Source organism: Nocardia arthritidis (assembly GCF_011801145.1).
Taxonomy (GTDB): Bacteria; Actinomycetota; Actinomycetes; order Mycobacteriales; family Mycobacteriaceae; genus Nocardia; species Nocardia arthritidis_A.
Window position 1 is genome coordinate 676,742 of record NZ_CP046172.1, and the last position, 22,343, is coordinate 699,084.

Genomic DNA, 22,343 nt, shown 5'->3' on the forward strand with positions numbered 1-22,343 from the left:
CGGCGGCGTGGCACGACGATCGATGGTGGATCCGGCGGAAATGCGGGCGGCGGTCGCGGCGGTGAGCGCATGGCTGTGCGACGAATCCGCCGCGCCGCCCGCGCGCACCGAACTCGCCGCCGCCGTCCGGACCACCGTCCGCGCCCTCGCCGCATCGGCCCCCGGCCACTCCGTCGAGGTGCGGGTGCCGCCGTTCGTCGCGGTGCAGTGCATCGAGGGCCCGCGCCACACCCGAGGCACGCCACCGAACGTCGTCGAAACCGATCCGCGCACCTGGCTGCTGCTCGCGACCGGCCTGCTCGGCTTCGACGCGGCGGTGGAATCGGGAGCGGTTACGGCATCGGGAACCCGGGCGGGCGAGGTGGCGCACTGGCTGCCGGTCGCTCGCGTGTCCTAGTACGTAGCGGCGACGCGGTTGCTGCGCTCCAGACCCTTTCGGTCGTAGTACCTGGTGACGACGAGGCCGAGGACGAGCGCGATCGCCAAGCCGATGAGCGACATCCACACGCCCCGCTGCAGGCCCGCGGAGAAATCGGCGTTGAAGTAGAGGATCGATCGCACCCCGAGGAACACCTGGTGCATCGGCTCGAAGCCGGCCAGCCAGCCGAAGTACTTGGGGGTGGCCTCGATCGGAACCGTTCCGCCGGAGGACGGCAGGCCGAGGATGATGAATACGATCAGGTTCACCAGCAGGCCCGCCGAACCGATCGCGGCCAGCGTCGACAGACAGGTGAACCCCACCGCGATCATCGCGATCGCGCTGAACAGGAATAGCGCGAGCGGGTTATCGATCGGCATGTCCAGCAGATACGCGATCAGCATGAAGATGCCGGACACCACGTTCGCGGTGAGTGCGAAGACGCCCCATTTGATCAGCAGGGTGCGCAGCCGGGAGATCGGCGTCGGCGGGTAGTGCACATACCACGGCCCGTATTCCGTTGGCACGAAACCGAGTTGCGCATCGATCATGGTGTGGATGACCATCGCGCCGACCACCGAGGCCAGTAGCAGCAGCAGCGCGTAGAAGAAGGCGCTCAGTCCCTGGCCGGTGCCGTCGGGCAGCGGATGGAATTGCTGCACAACGACTTTCACCGGATCGCTGAGTGCGACCCTGGTCGCGCCGGACAACTGCGGTGCGGGCGGACCACCCGGCGGCGGGGTCAGCTGTTGGACGACCTGATCGGTGAGCTGCTTGCCGACCTGCTCGTTCACCTGGGTCAACGCCTGATTGGCGATGCGCAACATGATCTGGGTGCCGAATGCGCCGGTGCGCGGATTGGTCTGCACGGTGATGATCGGCTGCTGGATATCACCGGGCACCACGCTGCCGACGCCGAGAATGCCGAGCCGCTTGCTGAAATCGCTCGGGATGATGATCGCGCCGTACACCTTGCCGGACTGCAGCTGTTGCGTCGCCTCGTTCGGGCCGAGCACGCGCAACTGCACCTTGTCCTTCGGCACGCCCTCCTGCAGCTTCTCGCTGATCTGGTTGCCGAAGTTCACCTCCTGGCGGTGGTCGCCGGATCCGATCACATCGCCGACATCCTGATTGACCAGCGCGACCGGGAAGTCGTGCAGGTTCTTCTCGGGGTCGATGACGTAGTCCAGGTACATCACCCCGAGCAGCGAGGTCAGCACCATCAGCACCGCCAGCGGGAGCAGCACTATCTTGATCCAGCGCCCGCGATCCAGCCGGACCGGTGGCGCAGCGGTGTCGGGAGTGGGCTCGGAACCGTCCGAAGTCGTCACGGTCGCACGGTAACAGCTGTTACGGGCGGAATCGCGGCAGTCGGCACCGGCGATTGCTGCTCGGATGCGGTGGTGGTCGTCACGCTGGGTGGTGGCGCTGCTCTCTTCGCATGGGACACCCGTAGAATGACTTTTGCCCCCAGCCCGCCCGAACAGGGAGCAAACGGTGACCAACGCCGAACTACCGGTCCACGCCGCATCCGCCGCATCGAACGCGGCCATCCCCGACGAGAACGAGCCGCGCGAGGAGTGCGGCGTCTTCGGCGTCTGGGCCCCTGGCGAGGACGTCGCCAAACTCACCTATTACGGCCTCTACGCGCTGCAGCATCGCGGTCAGGAGGCGGCTGGCATCGCCGTCGCCGACGGATCGCAGGTGCTGGTGTTCAAGGATCTCGGTCTGGTCAGCCAGGTCTTCGACGAGCAGACCCTGGCCGCGATGCCCGGCCACATCGCGATCGGTCACTGCCGCTACTCCACCACCGGCGGCGTCACCTGGGAGAATGCCCAGCCGATCTTCCGCACCACCGCCGTCGGCTCGGGGCTTGCGCTCGGGCACAACGGTAATTTGGTCAACACTGCCGAATTGGCCACTCGGGCAAGGGAACTCGGACTCATCGGCAGTATCGGCGGCAGGCCGGGCACGGTCGCGGGCACCTCCGACTCCGATGTGATCACCGCGCTGCTCGCGCACGCCGCCGCGGATTCCAGCATCGAGCAGGCCGCCATGTCGCTGCTGCCGACGCTGCGCGGCGCCTTCTGTCTCACCTTCATGGACGAACACACGCTGTACGCGGCGCGCGACCCGCACGGTGTGCGGCCGCTGTGCCTCGGCCGCCTGGACCGTGGCTGGGTTGTTGCCAGCGAGACCGCCGCGCTGGATATCGTCGGCGCCGCCTTCGTCCGGGAGATCGAGCCGGGCGAACTGCTGGCGATCGACACCGATGGCGTGCGTTCGATGCGCTTCGCCAATCCGGAGCCGAAGGGCTGCGTCTTCGAATACGTGTACCTGGCCCGCCCCGACTCCACCATCTCCGGCCGCTCGGTGCACGCCACCCGGGTGGAGATCGGCCGCCGCCTCGCCAAGGAGCATCCGGTGGAGGCGGACCTGGTCATCCCGGTGCCGGAGTCCGGAACACCCGCCGCCGTCGGCTACGCGCAGGGCTCCGGCGTGCCCTACGGTCAGGGCCTGATGAAGAACGCCTATGTAGGGCGCACCTTCATCCAGCCGAGCCAGACCATTCGCCAGCTCGGCATCCGGCTCAAGCTCAATCCGCTGCGCGAGGTGATCCGCGGCAAACGGCTCATCGTGGTGGACGATTCCATCGTGCGCGGCAACACCCAGCGCGCACTCATCCGGATGCTGCGCGAGGCGGGCGCACTGGAGATCCACGTGCGGATCGCCTCGCCGCCGGTCAAGTGGCCCTGCTTCTACGGCATCGATTTCGCCTCCCGCGCGGAGCTGATCGCCAACGGTGCGGGCGCCGAGGGCAGCTTCGATGAAATGGTGGATGGCGTGCGCCGCTCGATCGGCGCCGACACCCTCGGCTATATCTCACTGGAAGGGATGATCGCCGCCACCGAACAGCCGCGCACCCGGCTGTGCTGCGCCTGCTTCGACGGCGAATACCCGATCGCGCTGCCCACCGAGGCGGCCATCGGCAAGAACGTGCTGGAAGGCATGCTCAGCGGCCAGTCCGAGGCGATGCTGCTGAGCGAGAACGCGAATGCGAGCGCGCTGAGCCGACCGTAGGCTCCGAACGTCTCGACCACGCCACCCGCAGTGGGGTTGCGCCGTTGCGCCACTGCGGGTTTCGTCTGTAGCAGATGAATGCCCTTGTGGAGCACGCCAATTCATGGGCTGACTAGTCGGCGTGTCGTTGAGCGTTTCGTCCCAGTTGTCTGATTTCGCGTTGCCTTGGCCCGGATTTGGAAGCCCGAGGCGTCATCGTCGCGTCAATTTTGGCTCATCGCGTGCCATGGCCTCCTCGTGACATCACCAAACCCTAAGTGGCCCGGACCTGGACATATGCCCGATTGAGCGCCCTCGGTGACGCGTTTCCGGTAATGGCCGCTTACCGGGATGTGATTTTTTCTCTGAAAACGCAACGTCTCGGAAATGGATCGTGGGTACCGTGCCCGTCAGATCGGAAGTTCACCGCGCCCATCGCCGTGCCTGTGATCCAGGGAGCGTGCGGGGAGGCGCGCTCGAGATAGTAGGGGCCTCATGTTGGTTTCTGGGAAGCCTGGGGAGCGATACCGAACGGGTATCGCCGCCGTCGGATTGGCGGCGTTGGTCGCATCCGCGGTCGCGGGCTGTGGGTCCGGACGGACCGGGGGCGGTGAAGGTGCCGGCCTGGTGATCGGCACGACGGACAAGATTTTCTCGCTGGATCCGGCCGCGGCCTATGACCAGGGGTCGTACATTGTCGAGACGCAGACCTATCAGTACCTGTTGAACTTCGCCCCGGGCGAGACGACGCCGAAGCCGGACGCCGCGGAGAAGTGCGAGTTCACCTCGCCGACGGTGTACACGTGCACCCTGAAGAAGGGGCTCAAGTTCGCCAACGGCAACCCCTTGACCGCGACCAGCGTCAAGTTCTCCTTCGACCGGATGTTGAAGATCAACGATCCGAACGGTCCTGCCTCGCTGCTCGGCAACCTGGACAAGACCGACGTCGTCAACGACACCACCGTCGCCTTCACCCTCAAGGAGGCCAACGACCAGACCTTCCCGGCGATCCTGCCGACCCAGGCCGGCGAGATCATCGACGAAAAGGTCTTCCCGCCGGACAAGCTGGCCGCCGATGAGGATGTGGTGAAGGCCAAGGGCTACTCCGGCCCGTACACCATCGCCAGCTACGACAAGAACAAGCTGGTCGAGTACAAGGCGAATCCGGATTACCAGGGCATCCTCGGTAAGCCGAAGACCGAAACCGTCTCGGCCAAGTACTACGCCAGCACCGACAACCTCAAGCTCGACATCCAGAACGGCAATATCGACGTCGCCTACCGCAGCCTGACGCCGACCGATATGGAATCGCTCGCTAAGAGCGACAAGGTGACCATTCACGAAGGTCCCGGTGGCGAGCTGCGCTACATCGTGTTCAACCTGAACACCCAGCCGGGCGGCACCCCGGAACAGAAGCTGGCCATCCGCAAGGCGGTCACTTCGACGGTCGACAGGGACGCGCTGTCCACCGGCGTGTACAAGGGCAGCTACCAGCCCGCGTATTCGTCTGTGCCGCAGGGCTATACGGGTGCGACCGAGCCGTTCAAGGAGATCTACGGCGCCAAGCCGAACAAGGCGCAGGCGGCGAAGTTCCTGGCCGACGCCGGTGTCCAGACGCCGGTCGAGATCAACCTGCAGTACAACCCGGACCACTACGGCAGCACCAGCGCCGAGGAATACGCGGCGATCAAATCGCAGCTGGAGGCGTCCGGGCTGTTCAAGATCAACCTGCAGGCCACCGAATGGGTGACCTACCAGAAGGAGCGGGCGCGCGACGGCTACCCGGCCTACCAAATGGGTTGGTTCCCGGACTTCCCGGATCCGGACGACTACCTGACCCCGTTCTTCGGCCCGAACAACTTCCTGCAGAACCACTTCGAGAACCCGGCCATCACCGCGCAGCTGAACGCGGAGAAGGCGGAGACCAACCAGGACAAGCGGATCGCGATCCTCAAGCAGGTGCAGTACGACCTGGCCAAGGACTACCTGCCGATCGTTCCGCTGCTGTCGGGTAAGCAGATCGCGGTGGCGACCAAGGCCGTGCAGGGCGTGAAGTCGACGCTGGATCCGTCCACCAAGTTCCGCTACTCGGTCCTGAGCAAGTGAGTTCATCGACGACAACCGAGCAGGAGCCGGTCGCCCCGGCTCCTGCTCGGTCAAAGGTGCTGCGCGGCAGCGGTTCCCGATACGGGGCCCTGGTGCGCTATTTGGGTGTGCGTATGTTGCTGATGCCGGTCACCGCGTGGATCCTGGTGACCGTCGTCTTCTTCCTGATGCGAGTGGTCGGCGATCCGATCAGCGCCGCGATGGGCGGGCGGCTCCCACCGGATCAGATCGAGGCGCGCAAGGCGGCGGCCGGGTTCAACCGGCCGATCCTTTCGCAGTATTGGGACTACATCTCCGGACTGCTGCGCGGGGATTTCGGCCGCTCCCAAGACAATCGGGCGATCAGCGAGGTCGTCACCACCTACGGCGCGGCGACCTTGGAACTGGTGTTCTGGGCGCTTGTCGTCGCCTTCGCCGTCGGTGTTCCGCTCGGCAGATACGCCGCGACACACCGTGATTCGACCACCGACGCGGGGCTGCGGCTGTTCGCGGTGCTCGCGTACGCGGCCCCGGTGTTCTTCGTCGGCCTGCTGCTGAAGCTGGTGTTCGCGGTGAAACTGGGCTGGCTGCCGGTCGCGGGTCGGGCCAGCACCCATGTGGAGCTGGCGCTGCAGCATGTCTCGCCGAAGACCAACATCATGGTCGTCGACGCGATCCTCTACGGCGACACCGGATATCTGCTCGACGTGTTGAAACACGCCGTGCTGCCCGCGATCGCGCTCGGCCTGCTCACGGCGGGCATCTTCCTGCGGCTGGTGCGGATCAACCTGATCCAGACGCTGCGCAGCGATTATGTGGAAGCCGCACGGGCGCGCGGACTTTCGTCGCGGGTGGTCACCGGACGGCATGCCGTGCGCAATGCGCTGATCCCGATCATCACCGTGATGGGCATGTACATCGCGATGATGCTCGGCGGCGCGGTGCTCACCGAGACCACCTTCGAATGGAAGGGCCTCGGCTATCAGCTCACCCAATACCTGCAGGCCCGCGATTTCGTTGCGGTGCAGGGGATTGTCGCGTTCATCGCGCTGGTGGTCGCGGTGATGAGTTTCGTGGTGGACGCCATCGTCGCCATGGTCGATCCGAGGGTGAGGTTCTGATGACCGCTCCGGAAATAGTCAGCGAGCCCGCGGTACTGCCCAGCGTCCCACCGGTGGTGCGGCGCAGGCGGATACCGGGACTGCGGCTGTTCGCGATGACCGTCGGGGTGCAGCGGGCCACGCTGGTGCTCGGCGTCGGCCTGGTCGCGCTGTTCGTGATCGTCGCGCTGCTCGCACCGTGGATCGCGCCGTACGGGCTGTCCCAAAGCTCTTCCGACGGCGTGAATTTCGTGAGTCAGCAGGCTCCGTCGGCGGCGCACTGGTTCGGCACCTCGGTGCGCAGCGAGGATGTGTTCTCCAGGGTCATCTGGGGTGCGCGCACCGCGCTGCTGGTGATCGTCATCTCGCTGATCCTTTCGCTGTTCGTCGGCGTGCCACTGGGTTTGATCTCCGGGTACGTCGGCCGCTGGGTGGACCGGATCCTGGTGACGTTCATGGACGCCATCTACGCCTTCCCGACGCTGCTGCTGGCCATCGTCGTCTCCATCGTGGTGGCAGGCGGTAATTCGAGCAGCTTCGGCGGCGTGCTCTCGGCGGCCGTCGCGATCACGGCGATCTATGTGCCGCAATACTTCCGGGTGGTGCGCAATGCGACCGTCGCGGTGAAGCAGGAGCCCTTCGTCGACGCGGCCCGGGTGACCGGGGCGTCGACGATGCGAATCATGTTCCGGCACGTCCTCGCCAACGTCACCCAGTCGCTGCCGGTGATCGTCACCCTCAACGCGGGCGACGCCATCCTCACCCTGGCCGCGCTCGGCTTCCTCGGCTTCGGTATCGAGCCCACCCAGGCGGCCGAATGGGGTTACGACCTGAACAAGGCGCTTTCCGATGTGTCCAACGGGATTTGGTGGACCGGTATCTTCCCCGGTCTGGCCATCGTCCTGGTGGTGCTCGGGATGACGCTGGTCGGCGAGAGCCTCAACGAGGTGCTCAATCCGCTGCTGCGCACCCGGCGCGCGCTGGGCCCGGCGACCGTCGCGGACGATACCGCGGCGCTGCTGGTTCCGGTCGATGTCCAGGGATTCGATGAATCATCCATCGCGGCAACGGAATCCGCCGAGCTGGAGGCGGAAAACGCAAGCGCCACCGAGAAATCCGGAACAGGGGAAGGAGCGGCCCGATGACCAGTACGGACCCGCAACAGCGTCGTCCCGCGCTGTCCATCGAATCGCTTTCGGTCACCTTCGCCACCGACGCCGGTCCGGTGCACGCGGTCAGCGACGTCTCCTACGAGGTGTATCCGGGTGAGGTGCTCGCCATCGTGGGCGAATCCGGCTCGGGTAAATCGGTGAGCTCCCGCACCGCCATCGGCCTGCTGCCGGAGACGGCGCGGGTGCGCGGTCTGGTGACGCTCGGCGCCGACAAGATCACCTCGATGGGCGAGAAGCAGCTCACCGCGCTGCGCGGCGGCGAGATCTCCATGGTGTTCCAGGAGCCGGGGCGCGCGCTGGATCCGCTGTTCACCATCGGATTCCAGCTCTGTGAGGCGCTGCGGGCGCACAGCGATATGTCCCGAAAAGCCGCCAAGGCCAGGGCCGTCGAGCTGTTGCGGATGGTCGGGCTGCCCGATCCGGAGCATCGGGTCGACTACTACCCACATCAGCTGTCCGGCGGGCAGAAGCAGCGCGTGATGATCGCCATCGCCATCTCGTGCGAGCCCAAGGTGATCATCGCCGACGAGCCGACCACCGCACTCGATGTCACCGTGCAGGCGGAAATCCTGGAGCTGCTGCGCGATCTGCGCGACCGGATCGGCAGCGCCATCGTGCTCATCACCCACAACATGGGCGTGGTCGCCGACCTGGCCGACCGGGTCGTGGTGATGCGCGACGGCAAGGTGGTCGAACAGGCATCGGTGGACGAACTGTTCGCCAGCCCGAAGGAGGAATACACCCGCAAGCTACTCGCGGCCGTGCCCCATCTCGGCACCGAGCAGTTGGCGCACGGGTCATTTGTGGAGGACACCACCGCCGAGCCGGTGCTGGAGGTCCGCGACCTGGTTGTCGAATTCCCGGGCCCATTCGGCAGAGCCGCGTTCCGCGCGGTCGATGATGTGAACCTGATCATCCGGCCGGGCGAAACCGTCGGTCTGGTCGGCGAATCCGGTTCCGGCAAGTCGACCATCGGCCGCTGTGTCGCGGCGCTGCAGCGTCCGAGCTCCGGGATGGTGAAGATCCGCGGCCAGGACATCGCGCAGCTGTCGCAGCGGCAGCTGCGGCCGATCCGGCGGCGCTTCGGCTTCGTCTTCCAGGATCCGGCCAGCTCGCTGAACCCGCGGCTCACCGTCGGCGACTGCGTCGCCGAACCGCTGATCGTGCACAAGGCGGGCACCCCGGCGGAGATCCGCGAACGGGTCAAACACCTGCTCGACGACGTGCAGCTGCCTGCGGGCACCGAGCGGCGTTACCCGCATGAGCTGTCCGGCGGTCAGCGTCAACGCGCCAGCCTGGCCAGGGCCCTGGTCCTCGACCCGGACCTGCTGGTCGCCGACGAGCCGACCAGCGCACTGGACGTCTCGGTGCAGGCGGCGGTGCTCGAGCTGTTCGGCAAACTGCAGCGCGAATGCGGTTGGGCCTGCCTGTTCATCAGCCACGACCTGGCGGTGGTCGACCAACTGGCCGACCGGATCGTGGTGCTGCGCAACGGCGCGGTCGTCGAACAGGGTGATCGCGATCGCATTCTGCGCAACCCGCAGGAGGAGTACACCCAGCGACTGGTCGCCGCCGTACCGGTGCCCGATCCGGTCGAGCAGCGCAGGCGGCGGGCCGCGACCACATCGCTGTTCGCCACCGTGGTCGACTGACGGGCGGTTCCCCGGCGGGACGGCGTCAAGCCGGGGAACCATGTCAGGTGCCGGGCCGTTATCCGACTCCGGTAGCGTGATCAGGCATCTATCCGCCGATTCGGTTTGGAGCTTTCCCCGAAAATGACTGAACAGACCCCCAGTGGCGCCTCGTATGCCGCGGCCGGCGTGGACATCGAGGCGGGTGATCGCGCTGTCGAATTGTTCGCACCATTGGCGAAGAAGGCGAGCCGACCCGAGGTCCAGGGTGGACTCGGCGGTTTCGCCGGACTGTTCGCACTGAAGGGTGGCTACCGCGAACCGGTGCTGGCCGCCTCGTCCGACGGGGTGGGCACCAAGATCGCCGTCGCACAGGCCATGGACAAGCACGACACGGTCGGCCTGGACCTGGTCGCGATGGTCGTCGACGATCTGGTGGTGTGCGGCGCCGAACCGCTTTTCCTACAGGACTACATCGCCATCGGCAAAGTGGTGCCGGAGAAGGTCGCCCAGCTGGTTTCGGGTATCGCCGAGGGCTGTGTGAAGGCGGGCTGCGCGCTGCTCGGCGGCGAGACCGCCGAACATCCCGGCCTGATGGGGCCCGACGATTACGACCTGTCCGCGACGGGTGTCGGTGTGGTCGAAGCGGATTCGGTACTCGGACCCGATCGGGTGCGCCCCGGTGACGTCGTCATCGCGATGGGTTCCTCCGGTCTGCACTCCAACGGATACAGCCTGGCCCGCAAGGTGCTGCTGGAGATCGACCGCATGTCGCTCACCGGGCATGTCGAGGAATTCGGCCGCACCCTCGGCGAGGAACTGCTCGAGCCGACCCGCATCTACGCCAAGGACTGCCTCGCGCTGATCGCCGAGACCGATGTGCGCACCTTCGCGCACGTCACCGGCGGCGGCCTGGCGGGCAACCTCGCCCGGGTGATCCCGGCGGGCCTGTTCGCCGAACTCGACCGCGGCACCTGGAATCCCGCGCCGGTGTTCAAGATGATCGCCCAGCGCGGCCGGGTGGAGCGGGTCGAAATGGAGAAGACCTTCAACATGGGCGTCGGCATGGTGGCCGTCGTCGCGCCGGAGGATGTCGACCGCGCCCTCGCGGTGCTCACCGCCCGGCATATCGAATGCTGGACGCTCGGCACCGTCAAGAAGGCGAAGGATGCCGATTCGGTGCGTGCCGTCCTGGTCGGCGATCACCCGCGGTTCTAGTTCGTGCTGCGGGGCCGCACCCGGATATCGCGGCCCCGCGCCACATCTCGGCATGGCCGAATATTCGGTAGGGCCGTCGTACCGATGGTCGTTACCGTGACGTGCGTGAGTGACAACCCGAAGCCGGAGTGGTGCATCATCGCGACGCTGCTTCCATATCCGTACAAACCGGGACCGTCCTGGAACTTCCGCAGTCAGAAGATCTTCCCCGCCGGCGCGAAACTCCACGTGGTGGGTGGTTTCGCCGGGCCGGGGTATCGGGTGGTCACCGTGGTCGGAACAGGTCATCACAGGCGAGTCGTCGCGGCCAACATCCAGGCACGCTATCTCGGGGGTTGGCGGGTGGCCCTGGTCTACCGACCAGCCATCCTGCGGGTGATTCGGCGAGCGCTGAGCGAAAATCCGTATGCCGCACACCGTTTCGTGTCAGAAGACAACGAATTCGAATTCGGCTCGGCCGAATACGCCGCATACCTTCGACCGATAGCAGAGCGGTTTCAGCGGGAACTGCACGGACAACCGGATCTCGGGGTCGGTGAATGACGAGCTGTGCCGATGAGCGATGTAACGCGGGATCGGGTCCGGCGCCGCGCCGACGAACCGTGGTCCGGGACTAGGAAGGGATCCCGGATCGCGGTGTTGTCGGCACATACCAACGTCCCGCATCGCGACGATGCGGGACGTTGCTTTTGCAAGCCACTAAGGCGAAGTCCGCAAACCTCGTTATCAAACGCGGTGAAGGGGGAGGCCTGCCGGGCCTCCCCCTTCAGCGTAGATCCGAGTCAGCGGCGCCAGTCGTCGTAGTCGTCGTCCTGGTCCCAGCGGGACAAGGACTCGTCCGCGTCGTGCTCATCGGACAGCACGCCACCGCTGTGGGTGGGGTTTCCCGAGAGCTCGCGCTGAAGGCTCGCGAAGTCGGTCGATGGCGAGCTGTACTTGAGCTCGCGTGCGACCTTGGTCTGCTTTGCCTTAGCCCGGCCACGGCCCATGGCTGACCCCCTCGCGTCACTGCGGGGCGGCCTGGGGTTTGTTGGCGGCCCCGTTCGAATTAATACTCTTCCTGACAGACACTTTAGCGTGCTTCTGACGGTAGCGCTTCCAGGAGTGGGTGAAGAACTCTCGAACTGGTGCCGTTTGCCCGGTTGTCGCCCCCGGCCACGCGAACTAGAGCACGCCCGGGATCGCGCGGATCACACCGACCCGCGCCCCGCCGCCGAGCACCGCCGGTGCCGCGAGTTCGGTATGCGCATCGGTCCATTCGACTCCCATGCGCTGCAAAATGGCCAGCGTCAACGGCATTCGGGCGCGGTCGTGCCCGTCTTCGATCTTGTACGCGAATGCGGTGCCGTCGGGCAGCGCACCCGCGTGCACACCGTCGGCGCCGATCTTGCACACCAGCCCCGGTGTGGCGGTCATCGCCAACAGGTCCGGTCCGTTCGTGCCGCAAATCACTCGCGGATTCGCGCGGATCGCATCGGCGACTCGCCGCTCGGGCGAGCCGGGTTCGGCGGTGGCCATCGTCGCGAAGACCCGGGCCAGGTTGATCAGCGAAACGGGGATGATCGGCAGCCCGCAGCCGTCGATGCCGAGATCGGTTTCCGGCTCGCCGGTGAGGTCGGTGACGGTGGCGATCACGGCCTGCTGCAACGGATGTGCCTCGCTCAGGTAGCCCTCGGTGGGCCAGCCGTTGATCGCGCAGGTGGCCAGCATCGCGGCATGCTTACCGGAGCAGTTCATATAGATCCGGCGCTGCTCGCCCGCGGTCACCGCATTCGCCCTGGCGCGCTCCTCCGACGGCCAGTCCGGCGGGCACTCCAGCGCCTTCTCGTCGAAGCCGAACCGGTCGAGCAGGCGGCGCACCAAATCGACGTGATCCGGCTCCCCGTAATGCGATGCGGTCGCGATGGCCAACTCCGCGTCGTCGAGCGGCTCGAAACCGTGCCGCAGCAGGGTGATTGCCTGCATCGGCTTATTCGTCGAGCGCGGGAAGATCGGCGAATGCACCTCGCCGAGTTCCAGCCGGGGCTCGCCGTCGGCGCCGAGGATCACGACCGATCCGCGGTGCACACACTCACGGAATCCGGAGCGAACGACCTCGACCAGTTCCACACTCACTTAGCTGACTCCCGTCTTATCTGTGTCGGATTCGCGGTGCCCGACGTGGCCACGCCCCGCGGCTCGTTGGGAATTGGCGTGGCGGCGGGCGTGCCGCGCGACCTGCATGCGCACATCGTCGGACACCGTCGGCTCGGCGGCCAGCAGAATCGCGAGCAGATCCGGGTCGGCGCCGGTGAACAGGTCGCGCACCGTGACGCCGTGGTCCGGGGTGTGCACGACGCGCACCGCGTCGCCCGCGCCGACGGTGCCCTCCGTCAGCACGCGCAGGTACGCACCGGTATCGGCCCGCAACGTGAACCGCTTCACCCAGCGCTCCTCACCCGACCACTTCTGGAAGGTGGCGCACGGGACGCGGGGTGCGCTCACCTCCAGCAGGGTGTCGCCGATCTGCCAGCGGGCGCCGATCACCGCATCGCTCACCGCGAGCCCGGTGATGCGCAGATTCTCGCCGAACCAGCCCGCAGGCAGTTCGCGGCCGAGTTCATCGCCCCAGCGCCGCGCGTCCTCGTCGGCGTACGCGTAGACGGCCTGGTGCACGCCGCCGTGATTCTTGGTATCGCAGACGTGGTCGCCGTCCAGCCCGAGCGCGCGCACCGGCACCCGGCCCGGCACCGGCCGCTTATCGATCGCGCTGCGCCCGACACGGCTGCCGGGCACCTCGATCTCGGCGTGCACCACGCATACGGCCGAAACCCTTGCCGAGTCAGCACTTTTCATCGACATCGCTCCTCTCCGCGCCGCACCCGATCGGGTGGCGCGCCTCCGGGGTCCGGCGCGCATCGATGATCTCGGCGGGCGACCTTACGGCGCACGGGAGCGTCGCAACGCCGGTTACCAGCATGGATATACGGGTGCCTGACCGTCGGCCGCCAGAGCCGGTTCGGTGGGAGTGGACGTTTCGCACGGCCGATCCTCGGGTGTCGCTCGCGGCGGACCCGGTCGTGTCGCGCATCAACGCCCGCGTAGCCGGTCGACCGCGGCGCGTCCGGCCTGCGGCGCGTCGTCGGCGGGCACGGAATCCGGATCGATCGCGGCGGCCGCCGGACCCGCGGTGAGCGCGGTATCGGCAGGGACGGTGCGCTTGATCAGAGCGAGCGCGATCGGGCCGAACTCGAAATGGTCGATGACGGTGCCGAGCCTGCCGACCGCGCGGCCGCCGGCCAGCACATCGTCGCCGGTGACCGGGCGCTCGTCGGCCGAGCCATCGAGGTGCAGCAGCAGCAGGTGACGCGGCGGTTTGCCCAGGTTGTGCACGCGTGCGACGGTCTCCTGCCCGCGATAGCAACCCTTGTCCAGGTGGACGGCGCCGTATTCGGCCGGGCCGCCGATCCAGCGGGCCTCGTGCGGGATGGTGCGCTCGTCGGTGTCGAGGCCGACGCGCGGGCGCACCGCGGCGACCCGCAACGCCTCGAACGCCCACATGCCCGCGGGCTCCGCGCCCGCGGCGGTGAGCTTCGCCCACCAGGAACCCAATTCGGCGCGCGGGATCACCAGGTCGAAGGAATCGCTTGTCGGCCAAGGCATCCGGCGCAGGAAGCCGCCGCCCGGCACCGGTACCACCGCGTAGACAGGCGGCAGCTCGTCGATGCCCAGGGTGGCGGTCAGTTCGGTGACGCGCGGGCCGAGCAGGCTCAGCACCGCGTATTCGGCGGCCGCGGGTTCGGCGTCGGCCCAGAAGACCATCTTGGTCAGGAAGTCGAGCAGTGCGGGTCCGCGATCGGCCTCGGTATCGATCCACACGGTGCCGTCGAGTTCGGTGAGCACGAAGTGGTGCAGGATCCGTCCCTGCAGGTCGAGGTCGAGGTTCTCGGCGGACTGCCGGTCGCCGAGGTTCGCGACGTGCTGGCTGGAGATGGTGTGCAGCCAGGTCAGGCGTTCGGCGCCGGTGATGCTCAGAACGAATCGGTGCGACCGGTCGACGATCGCGACCCGCTGCGCGGCGGCTCGCTGTTCACCGAACGGATCCCCGTAATGCCACGCGACGGCGGCATCCGGCGAGCCCACCGCTCCCGCGACGGCTCCAGGAACACTGAGCAGAGGACTGGGCGCAACGACCACGGACACGCCCACCACTCTATGCGAGTGCCTCGCGCGGGAGCTCGGCCCGTTCAACACGACCAGGCCGACCTGCGGTAAGCCAGTTTGGTGCCGGTGGTTCGGCGCGTGGATATGCCGTCGGATCGCTGTGGCGAATTGTGCAGTTCGACAAGCCGGAACGACTCCCGGCCGCCGATCCCGTTCGCCCTGTTCTTTACCTCCTCGAGCTGGGCTCCCGTGCCCTACGGTAGGACCATGGTGGATCGAGTTCTTGTAACACTCGACGGCGCGGTCCTCGACGCGGACGCACCGTTGTTGTTTGCCGACGACATGGCGGTGTTGCGTGGCGACGGTGTTTTCGAAACGGTGCTGGTGCGCGGCGGTAATGCCTGCGCCCTCGAATTTCATCTAGGCAGGTTGCGCCGCTCGGCGCAGGCGCTCGATCTACCCGAGCCCGAACTCGGCCGTTGGCGGGAGGCGGTGGAGCGGGCGGCCAAGGAGTGGGGCGCCGATCGCGAGGGTGTGCTGCGGATGGTGCTGACCCGCGGCCGCGACAGCGAGCAGTCCGCGGTGCGCGCCGATGTCACGGGGGGCGACATGGCGCCCGCGGTCCCGACGCCGACCGCCTTCGTTCTGGTGCTGCCGGTGCCGGCGCGGATCAGCGTCGCGCGCACCGACGGCGTCTCGGTGGTGACCCTTTCCCGCGGTATCTCCGTCGATCTGGCGCAGGCCGCGCCGTGGCAGCTGCTCGGCGCGAAGACGCTGTCCTATGCCACCAATATGGCGGCGTTGCGCTTCGCCCATCGGATGGGCGCCGATGACGTGATCTTCACCAGTACCGAGAACAGGGTGCTGGAGGGGCCGCGCTCCACCGTGGTGATCGCGCGGGATAAGACGCTGATCACCCCGCCCGCGAAAAACGGTGTGCTGCCGGGTGTTACGCAGCGCGCGCTGTTCGTCGAGGCCGAGAAGGCCGGGTGGCAGTGCCGCTACGATTCGCTGTTCACCGCCGATCTGCTTACCTGCGACAGCATTTGGATGCTCTCGTCCATCGCGCTGGCCGCACGGGTGAATTCACTGGACGGGCTGCGCATGTCGGCGCCGGACAATGCGGGGGAGATCATCGAACTCGTCGATCGTGGCGTCGCGCGCGCCGGGGCCGTCGGCGACTGGTGAGCCGGGCGGGGGTCTGGGTGATCTCCGTCCTATCCGATCCGCCAGAGCCCAACGAATGTACTGGTAGACGACGAAAGTCCCGGTGTGTCGTGGCCTAGGCCTCACTTGGTTCGACCTTGCCGCGACGTAGTATTACTACGTCATGTCGTAGATCGGCAGGAGGACGAAGTTGTCTGCGGTTGACGTATCACGCTGGCAGTTCGGTATTACGACCGTCTATCACTTCTTATTCGTGCCGCTCACCATCGGACTCGCCCCGATCGTCGCCGGCATGCAGACCGCCTGGGTCATCACCGGGAAAGAGCGCTGGTACCGGCTGACCAAGTTCTTCGGGAAACTGTTCCTGATCAACTTCGCACTCGGTGTCGCCACCGGCATCGTCCAGGAATTCCAGTTCGGCATGAACTGGAGCGAATACTCCCGATTCGTCGGCGACGTCTTCGGCGCACCGCTCGCCCTGGAAGGGCTCGTCGCCTTCTTCATGGAGTCGACCTTCCTCGGACTGTGGATCTTCGGCTGGACCCGACTACCGAAATTGCTGCACCTGGGCGCGATTTGGATGGTGGCCATCGGCGTCAACGCATCCGCCTACTTCATCGTCGCGGCCAACTCGTTCATGCAGCATCCGGTCGGCGCGACATATAACGCCGAACGCGGGCGCGCCGAGCTGAAGAGCATCGGCGAGCTGCTCACCAATAACACTGCGCTGGCGGCCTTTCCACACGTCGTCGCCGGATCCCTGCTCACCGCGGCCACTTTCGTCGCGGGCATCGCGGGCTGGTGGATGGTCCGCAACGCGCGCAGTGGCACGGAAGACAAACTGGCCGAGGCGCGTTCGATGTGGCGGCCCGCCGCCCGCGTCTCGCTGCTGCTCATGGTCGCCGCATTGATCGCGCTGGTGTTCACCGGCGATGTGCAGGGCAAGCTGATGTTCAAACAGCAGCCGATGAAGATGGCCTCCGCGGAATCGCTGTGCCACACCGCGATCGATCCGGACTTCTCCATCCTCACCGTCGGCACGCACAACAACTGCGACAGCGTCAACCACGTGCTGGAGGTGCCGTATGTGCTGCCGTGGCTGGCCAAGGGCGAATTCACCGACGTCAAGTTGGATGGCGTCATAGACCTGCAGAAGGCATACAACGAGAAGTACGGCGTCGGCGACTACCGCCCGAATCTCTTTGTCACATACTGGTCTTTCCGCGCCATGATCGGGCTCTCGGCCGGATCGGCACTGCTGGTGCTGCTCGGCTGGTGGCTCACCCGGCGGGGGAGGGTGCCGAATCAGCGGTGGTTCGGCTGGCTGAGCCTGCTCGTCATACCGACGCCGTTCCTGGCCAACAGCGCTGGCTGGGTGTTCACCGAAATGGGCCGCCAGCCATGGGTTGTCGCGCCCAACCCGACCGGCGACCCGAATCTGCGAATGACGGTGCAGCAGGCGGTATCCGGGCATACCGCGGGCACGGTGCTGTTCTCGCTGATCACCTTCACCCTGCTGTACGGCGTGCTCGCGGTGGTCTGGTTCTACCTGATGCGCCGCTACACCGTCGCCGGGCCCGAACCTGCGGCCAAACCCGTTGCCGGATCCGGTGATTCGGGTGACGGTGGATCGGTGCTCACGGAAGAGCCCGCCGTCGAACAGCTTTCCTTCGCCTACTAGGAGCGCGAAATGAGCCTGCAAGAATTCTGGTTTCTGCTGATCGGCGTGATGTTCACCGGTTACTTCGTGCTGGAGGGCTTCGACTTCGGCGTCGGGATGCTCATGCCGATCCTCGGCCGCGGCGAGGATGCGCGAAGGCGGGTGGCGCTCAACACGATCGGGCCGGTGTGGGATGGCAACGAGGTCTGGCTGATCACCGGGGGCGCCGCGATGTTCGCCGCCTTCCCGGAGTGGTACGCCAGCCTGTTCTCCGGCTTCTACCTCGCGCTGCTGCTACTGCTCGTCGGCCTGATTCTGCGGGTCGTCGCCATCGAATACCGCGGCAAGATCGATGATCCGCGCTGGCGTGCCCGTTGCGATTTCGGCATCGGACTCGGTTCCTGGCTGCCCGCGCTGGCCTGGGGGTGGGTATTCGCCAATGTGGTGCGCGGCGTTCCGTTGAACGAGCACAAGCAATTCGCCGGATCGGTGTGGGATCTGTTCGACCCGTACGCGATTCTCGGCGGGCTCGCGACCGCGCTGCTGTTCGCGTTGCACGGCGCCACCTTCCTGGTGCTGAAGACCGGTGGGGACTACCGGGCCGACGCGCAGCGCACGGTGCGACTGCTGCTGGCGCCGACAGCGGTCGTCGTCGGTGCGTTCGGGCTGTGGACGCAGCTGTCCTACGGTGCCGACTGGACCTGGATTCCGTTGGCGCTGGCGGTGATCGGGCTCGTCGGCGCGGGTGCGGCCGCCTTCACCGATCGCGACGGCTGGGGCTTCTTCGGCACGACGGTCACCGTCGCGGCCGCTACGGCGTTGCTGTTCGGCTCGCTGTTCCCGAATGTGTTGCCGTCCACCATCGATGCGGCGTACAGCCTGACCATCCACAACGCCTCGTCGACGCCGTACACGCTGAAGGTGATGAGCTGGGCCGCGGTGCTGGTCACCCCGGTGGTGCTGGTCTATCAGGGCTGGACCTACTGGGTGTTCCGGAAACGGATCACCGTCGCACAGATTCCGGCGTCGATCGGCCTGCCGGTGGGATCGGTCAAGGACTGAAAATGGCTCGCCCGCCCGTTGATCCGCGCCTGTGGCGGCATGCGCGTTCAGCCCGCCGCTACCTGGCGTCGAGTGTCGCGCTGTCCCTGGTCATGACGGGCGCGATCGTAGTCACCGCGATCGCGCTCGCCAGGGTGCTCGCCGGAGTGATCACCGACCCGGCTAGGCGCTCGATCGGTTCGTGGACAACGGAATTGGCGATACTCGCTCTCGCCGTCGCGGTCCGCGCGCTGGCCACCTGGTGGCAGTCGCGGCTGGCGCACCGGGCGGGCGCGAGCGTCGTCACCGAGCTGGAGACGGCGGTGCTGGTGGCGGGGGCGAAGCTGCCGCCGCGCGAATTGGAAACGCGTCGAACGGAATTGGCGGTCGTGGTCGGCAGCGGACTATCCGGATTGCGCGGCTATCTGGTCGGGTACATTCCCGCGCTGCTGCTCGCCGTGCTGGTGCCGCCGATCGTCATGGCGGTGATCGCGATACACGATCCGGTCTCGGGGCTGATCACGGTGGTGACGCTGCCGCTGATTCCGGTATTCATGATCCTCATCGGCCTGCTCACCAAGGGGCGGGCCGAGGCGACGCTCACGGCCACCACCCGGCTCTCGGATCAGATGCTGGATCTGTTCGCCGGTATGCCGACCCTGCGCGCCCTCGGCCGGGAGACCGGATCTACTGCGGTGCAGCCGGATTCGCGAACCATGGCAGATCGCGTCCGGGAACTCGGCGACGCGCTGCGGCAGCGCACCATGCGGGCGCTGCGGATCGCGTTCCTGTCCTCGATGGTGCTGGAAATGCTCGCGACCCTGTGTGTCGCGCTGGTCGCCGTCTCGATCGGCATGCGGCTGGTCTTCGGCGAGATGAGCCTGTACGCGGGTCTCGTCGCGCTGATCCTCGCCCCGGAGGTCTACTGGCCGCTGCGCACCGTCGGTGAACGCTTCCACGCGGCCCAGGACGGAATGGCCGCCGCGGACAAGGCTTTCGCGGTCCTGGAGCCCGCGGCCGATGACGAGTCCGACGAAAACCCGCGCGGTCCGGGTGACGGCGTGGAATCGCAGAGCGCACGGATCGGTGGTCCGGACGGCGTCGGTGCGGTTGTCGAGATCCGCGGGCTGACGGTCGCCGCACGCGACGGGTTCGCGCCGGACGGGTTGGACGCGGTGCTGCGCCCGGGACACATCACGGTGCTCACCGGTCCCAACGGCAGCGGAAAATCCACTGTTCTGCAAGCGATTCTGGGGTTGATCGAGCCGGATCGCGGTTCGGTGCGCATCGACGGCGCCGATGTGCGCGAGCTCGACTCCGACGCGTGGTGGTCCCGGGTGGCCTGGCTACCGCAGCGCCCGGTCCTCGTTCCGGGCACACTGCGGGAGAATATCGAACTGCTCGGTGCGCGGGCGGCGCACACGACCGCGCACGGCGCGGCCCGAATCGCCGACGACCTCGAAGCGGCCTGTGTGGCAACCGGATTCGATACCGTGCTGGACGAACTGCCGCACCGCTGGGATACCGAACTCGGTCCGGGCGGCGTCGGCCTGTCCCTCGGCCAACGCCAGCGCCTCGCCCTCACCCGCGTCCTCGCCGCGGACCGCCCCGTCCTGCTGCTGGACGAGCCCACCGCACACCTCGACTCCGACAGCGAGGCAACGGTTTTGGCCGCCATCGAACAGCGCGCCCGCAGCGGCGCGACCGTCGTCGTCATCGGGCACCGGCCGTCGGTGCTGGCCATCGCCGACCACATCGTCCCGGTCCGCGCCACCGCACCCGAACATCCCGAAGCGGTATCCGTATGAGCAAGCTCGTCGGCACGGCGTCCTCGGCTCATGGCGGATCCCGGCTTCGGCGAGGAGACGCAATGAGTCGCAGCGCATCCCGTAACGATTCGCCATCCACCCTGTCGCGGGCCGGGCAGGCGGTACGAGTTACCGGCGCGGCCGGATCCGCTGATCCCCCAGACGTCGATGCGAAATCCGGTGTGCTGCGGGATATCCGGCACATCTGGCGGCTGCTCGCGCTATCACCCTGGCGGATCGCCGTCGCGGTCGGGTGGGGCGTGCTCGCGTTGGGAAGTGGGCTCGGTCTGTCGGCGCTCGCGGCGTGGTTGATCGCGCGGGCCTGGCAGATGCCGCCGGTACTCGATCTCAGCGTCGCCGTGGTTTCGGTGCGGGCACTGGGTATTTCGCGCGGGCTGTGCCGGTACGCCGAGCGGTTGGCGACCCATGACGTCGCGCTGCGCTCGATGACGACCGCACGCACCACGGTCTATCGCACCCTCGCGAGATCCGATATCTGGCTGCGGCGGGGCACCTCCGGCGACCAGCGGTTGCGGCGCGGCGATCTGCTGGTGCGGATCGGTAGCGATATCGACGATCTCGGTGCGGCGGTGGTGCGGGTGTTCGTACCCGTCGCGGTGGCGATCGTGCTGTCCGCGTTCGCGATCGGGCTGCTGGCCACGATCGCGGTCGGCGGGGCGGCGATCCTCGCGGTATCGCTCGGCGTGGCAGGCATTGTCGCGCCGTGGCTGTCCGCGCGGGCGGCAAGGGAATCCGAGCGGGCGGTGCGGGCCGATCGGGCCGAGTTCACCGCGCAGGCGCTCACCGTGCTCGACCACGCGGCCGAATTGCGGGTTGCGGGGCGGCTGGATGCCGCTGTCGCGGCCGCGACAGCCGCCGGGCGGCATGCGGTGGCGGCCGAGGACGACGCGGCCGTACGCAGCGCCTGGGCGGCCGCGGCGACCCCGCTGTCGGTCGGGGTGAGCGTGCTCGGCGCGCTGCTGGTCGGCATCGTGAGCTACGGCCCGAATGGCGGTGCGCCCGGCGCGATGACGCCGATGGCGCTCGCGGTGCTGGTGCTGCTGCCGCTGTCGGCCTTCGAGGCGGTCGGTGCGCTGCCCGCCGCCGCGCAGGCGCTCACCGCGGCCAGGGCCGCGCTGCACCGGCTCACCACGCTCGACACCGGCGCGGCAAACCCGTTGCCGCACAACCTCCCCGACCGCCCGGAGGGCCGCCGCATCGCCGTCGTCGGCCCGAGCGGTGCGGGCAAAACGACGCTGCTCATGTCCTGGGCCGGGCTCTTCGACACCCCGCGCCCCGGCGTGACCTTCTTCGCCGAAGACGCACACCTGTTCGGCACCTCGGTGCTGGAGAACCTGCGGGTGGCGCGCGGCGACCTCACCGAGCCGGAGGCCGAAAAGGCTTTGCGCGCAGTGGGTCTCGGTGACTGGCTGGACGGCCTCCCCGATGGCGTGCACACCGCGTTGAGCGGTGGCGCCGCCGCCGTATCCGGTGGGCAACGCCGCCGGATCCTGTTGGCCCGCGCCCTCGTATCCCCGGCGCGCGTCCTGCTGCTCGACGAACCCACCGAGCATATGGAGGCGGACGCGGGCGCCGACCTCCTGTGCGCCCTGCTCGACCCGGACGGCGGCCTCGTCGAACCCGATCGGACCGTGATCGTCGTCACACATCAACTTCCGCCAGGCGCCGGCGCCGACGTGATCATTCACCTGAGTGAATCAGGCCAGCTCACAACCACTTTCCCGACCAACTCGGCCGCCGGTTCCGCCCACGGAGAAATTCCGTTGCCGACGCGCTGAACCCTCGCTAAGTTCGTAGTTACACGAGGAAGGAGGTGGTT

The 22,343-nt window shown here is 67.2% G+C and carries 18 protein-coding genes; 13 read left to right on the forward strand and 5 right to left on the reverse strand.

Translation table 11 applies throughout. The features are described from left to right. Positions 1 to 7: 7 nt before the first annotated feature. Positions 8 to 397 carry a sterol carrier family protein gene (locus tag F5544_RS03190; protein WP_428847113.1) on the forward strand — a complete coding sequence of 130 codons (390 nt, stop codon included), beginning with the start codon at positions 8 to 10 and terminating at the stop codon, positions 395 to 397. On the opposite strand, the gene F5544_RS03195 is transcribed toward F5544_RS03190, so the two are convergent. Next, positions 394 to 1,641, reverse strand: coding sequence for a YhgE/Pip domain-containing protein (locus tag F5544_RS03195; protein ID WP_167478954.1), 1,248 nt, complete (start codon positions 1,639 to 1,641; stop codon positions 394 to 396). The two genes, F5544_RS03190 and F5544_RS03195, sit on opposite strands and share 4 nt — an antisense overlap. A 274-nt stretch (positions 1,642 to 1,915) precedes the next feature. Here F5544_RS03195 and purF point away from each other — a divergent pair, with 274 nt between their 5' ends. From purF to F5544_RS03230, 7 genes are all read left to right on the forward strand, one after another. Beyond that, entirely contained in the window at positions 1,916 to 3,499 is a 1,584-nt protein-coding gene (gene purF, locus F5544_RS03200; RefSeq protein WP_167471778.1) for an amidophosphoribosyltransferase, read from the forward strand. A gap of 474 nt (positions 3,500 to 3,973) precedes the next feature. Further along, positions 3,974 to 5,584 (forward strand): ABC transporter substrate-binding protein, encoded by a 1,611-nt coding sequence (locus F5544_RS03205; protein WP_167471779.1) that lies wholly within the window; start codon positions 3,974 to 3,976, stop codon positions 5,582 to 5,584. An 89-nt stretch (positions 5,585 to 5,673) separates the two neighbouring features. Continuing rightward, positions 5,674 to 6,684, forward strand: a complete 1,011-nt coding sequence (locus F5544_RS03210; protein WP_275107046.1) for an ABC transporter permease — start codon at positions 5,674 to 5,676, stop codon at positions 6,682 to 6,684. Then, positions 6,684 to 7,808 carry an ABC transporter permease gene (locus F5544_RS03215; RefSeq protein ID WP_167471781.1) on the forward strand — a complete coding sequence of 375 codons (1,125 nt, stop codon included), beginning with the start codon at positions 6,684 to 6,686 and terminating at the stop codon, positions 7,806 to 7,808. The genes F5544_RS03210 and F5544_RS03215 overlap by 1 nt, the downstream gene beginning before the upstream one ends. After that, a complete protein-coding gene (locus F5544_RS03220; protein WP_167471782.1) occupies positions 7,805 to 9,487 on the forward strand; it encodes an ABC transporter ATP-binding protein in 1,683 nt (560 codons plus the stop codon). The genes F5544_RS03215 and F5544_RS03220 overlap by 4 nt, the downstream gene beginning before the upstream one ends. Before the next feature lie 123 nt (positions 9,488 to 9,610). After that, positions 9,611 to 10,684, forward strand: coding sequence for a phosphoribosylformylglycinamidine cyclo-ligase (gene purM / locus F5544_RS03225; protein WP_167471783.1), 1,074 nt, complete (start codon positions 9,611 to 9,613; stop codon positions 10,682 to 10,684). A gap of 105 nt (positions 10,685 to 10,789) precedes the next feature. After that, positions 10,790 to 11,227 carry a hypothetical protein gene (locus tag F5544_RS03230; protein ID WP_167471784.1) on the forward strand — a complete coding sequence of 146 codons (438 nt, stop codon included), beginning with the start codon at positions 10,790 to 10,792 and terminating at the stop codon, positions 11,225 to 11,227. A 239-nt stretch (positions 11,228 to 11,466) separates the two neighbouring features. Here the strand turns inward: F5544_RS03230 and F5544_RS03235 are convergent, their stop codons facing one another. The 4 genes from F5544_RS03235 to F5544_RS03250 form a co-directional block, all read right to left on the reverse strand. Beyond that, the gene (locus F5544_RS03235; RefSeq protein ID WP_167471785.1) at positions 11,467 to 11,673 is read right to left on the reverse strand and encodes a DUF3073 domain-containing protein; all 207 of its coding nucleotides are present in this window, start codon (positions 11,671 to 11,673) and stop codon (positions 11,467 to 11,469) included. 175 nt (positions 11,674 to 11,848) lie between these two features. Further along, positions 11,849 to 12,799 carry an asparaginase gene (locus tag F5544_RS03240; protein ID WP_167471786.1) on the reverse strand — a complete coding sequence of 317 codons (951 nt, stop codon included), beginning with the start codon at positions 12,797 to 12,799 and terminating at the stop codon, positions 11,849 to 11,851. Further along, a complete protein-coding gene (locus F5544_RS03245) occupies positions 12,800 to 13,525 on the reverse strand; it encodes an MOSC domain-containing protein (protein ID WP_167471787.1) in 726 nt (241 codons plus the stop codon). A 228-nt stretch (positions 13,526 to 13,753) separates the two neighbouring features. After that, positions 13,754 to 14,872 (reverse strand): YgfZ/GcvT domain-containing protein, encoded by a 1,119-nt coding sequence (locus F5544_RS03250; RefSeq protein WP_167471788.1) that lies wholly within the window; start codon positions 14,870 to 14,872, stop codon positions 13,754 to 13,756. A 222-nt stretch (positions 14,873 to 15,094) separates the two neighbouring features. Between F5544_RS03250 and F5544_RS03255 the strand changes: the two genes are divergently transcribed. The 5 genes from F5544_RS03255 (at position 15,095) to F5544_RS03275 (ending at position 22,302) form a co-directional block, all read left to right on the forward strand. Next, positions 15,095 to 16,015: an aminodeoxychorismate lyase gene (locus F5544_RS03255; RefSeq protein ID WP_167471789.1), complete on the forward strand. Its 921-nt coding sequence runs from the start codon at positions 15,095 to 15,097 to the stop codon at positions 16,013 to 16,015. A gap of 169 nt (positions 16,016 to 16,184) precedes the next feature. Next, a complete protein-coding gene (locus F5544_RS03260) occupies positions 16,185 to 17,675 on the forward strand; it encodes a cytochrome ubiquinol oxidase subunit I (protein WP_167471790.1) in 1,491 nt (496 codons plus the stop codon). 9 nt (positions 17,676 to 17,684) lie between these two features. Continuing rightward, on the forward strand, positions 17,685 to 18,716 hold the full coding sequence (cydB, locus tag F5544_RS03265; RefSeq protein ID WP_167471791.1) for a cytochrome d ubiquinol oxidase subunit II: 1,032 nt from the start codon (positions 17,685 to 17,687) through the stop codon (positions 18,714 to 18,716). Between the two features lie 2 nt (positions 18,717 to 18,718). Further along, positions 18,719 to 20,503 (forward strand): thiol reductant ABC exporter subunit CydD, encoded by a 1,785-nt coding sequence (cydD, locus tag F5544_RS03270; RefSeq protein WP_167471792.1) that lies wholly within the window; start codon positions 18,719 to 18,721, stop codon positions 20,501 to 20,503. A 62-nt stretch (positions 20,504 to 20,565) separates the two neighbouring features. After that, a complete protein-coding gene (locus F5544_RS03275; protein ID WP_167471793.1) occupies positions 20,566 to 22,302 on the forward strand; it encodes an ATP-binding cassette domain-containing protein in 1,737 nt (578 codons plus the stop codon). The last annotated feature ends 41 nt before the right edge of the window (positions 22,303 to 22,343 follow it).

What these genes read in the sequence shown, in the direction of transcription:
- F5544_RS03245 (WP_167471787.1), bottom strand. Translation starts at nt 13,525, where the DNA reads ATGTCGATGAAAAGTGCTGACTCGGCAAGGGTTTCGGCCGTATGCGTG.
- F5544_RS03255 (WP_167471789.1), top strand. Translation starts at nt 15,095, where the DNA reads ATGGTGGATCGAGTTCTTGTAACACTCGACGGCGCGGTCCTCGACGCG.
- cydB (WP_167471791.1), top strand. Translation starts at nt 17,685, where the DNA reads ATGAGCCTGCAAGAATTCTGGTTTCTGCTGATCGGCGTGATGTTCACC.
- F5544_RS03205 (WP_167471779.1), top strand. Translation starts at nt 3,974, where the DNA reads ATGTTGGTTTCTGGGAAGCCTGGGGAGCGATACCGAACGGGTATCGCC.
- F5544_RS03195 (WP_167478954.1), bottom strand. Translation starts at nt 1,641, where the DNA reads ATGGTGCTGACCTCGCTGCTCGGGGTGATGTACCTGGACTACGTCATC.
- F5544_RS03235 (WP_167471785.1), bottom strand. Translation starts at nt 11,673, where the DNA reads ATGGGCCGTGGCCGGGCTAAGGCAAAGCAGACCAAGGTCGCACGCGAG.
- cydD (WP_167471792.1), top strand. Translation starts at nt 18,719, where the DNA reads ATGGCTCGCCCGCCCGTTGATCCGCGCCTGTGGCGGCATGCGCGTTCA.
- F5544_RS03215 (WP_167471781.1), top strand. Translation starts at nt 6,684, where the DNA reads ATGACCGCTCCGGAAATAGTCAGCGAGCCCGCGGTACTGCCCAGCGTC.
- purM (WP_167471783.1), top strand. Translation starts at nt 9,611, where the DNA reads ATGACTGAACAGACCCCCAGTGGCGCCTCGTATGCCGCGGCCGGCGTG.
- F5544_RS03220 (WP_167471782.1), top strand. Translation starts at nt 7,805, where the DNA reads ATGACCAGTACGGACCCGCAACAGCGTCGTCCCGCGCTGTCCATCGAA.
- F5544_RS03275 (WP_167471793.1), top strand. Translation starts at nt 20,566, where the DNA reads ATGAGTCGCAGCGCATCCCGTAACGATTCGCCATCCACCCTGTCGCGG.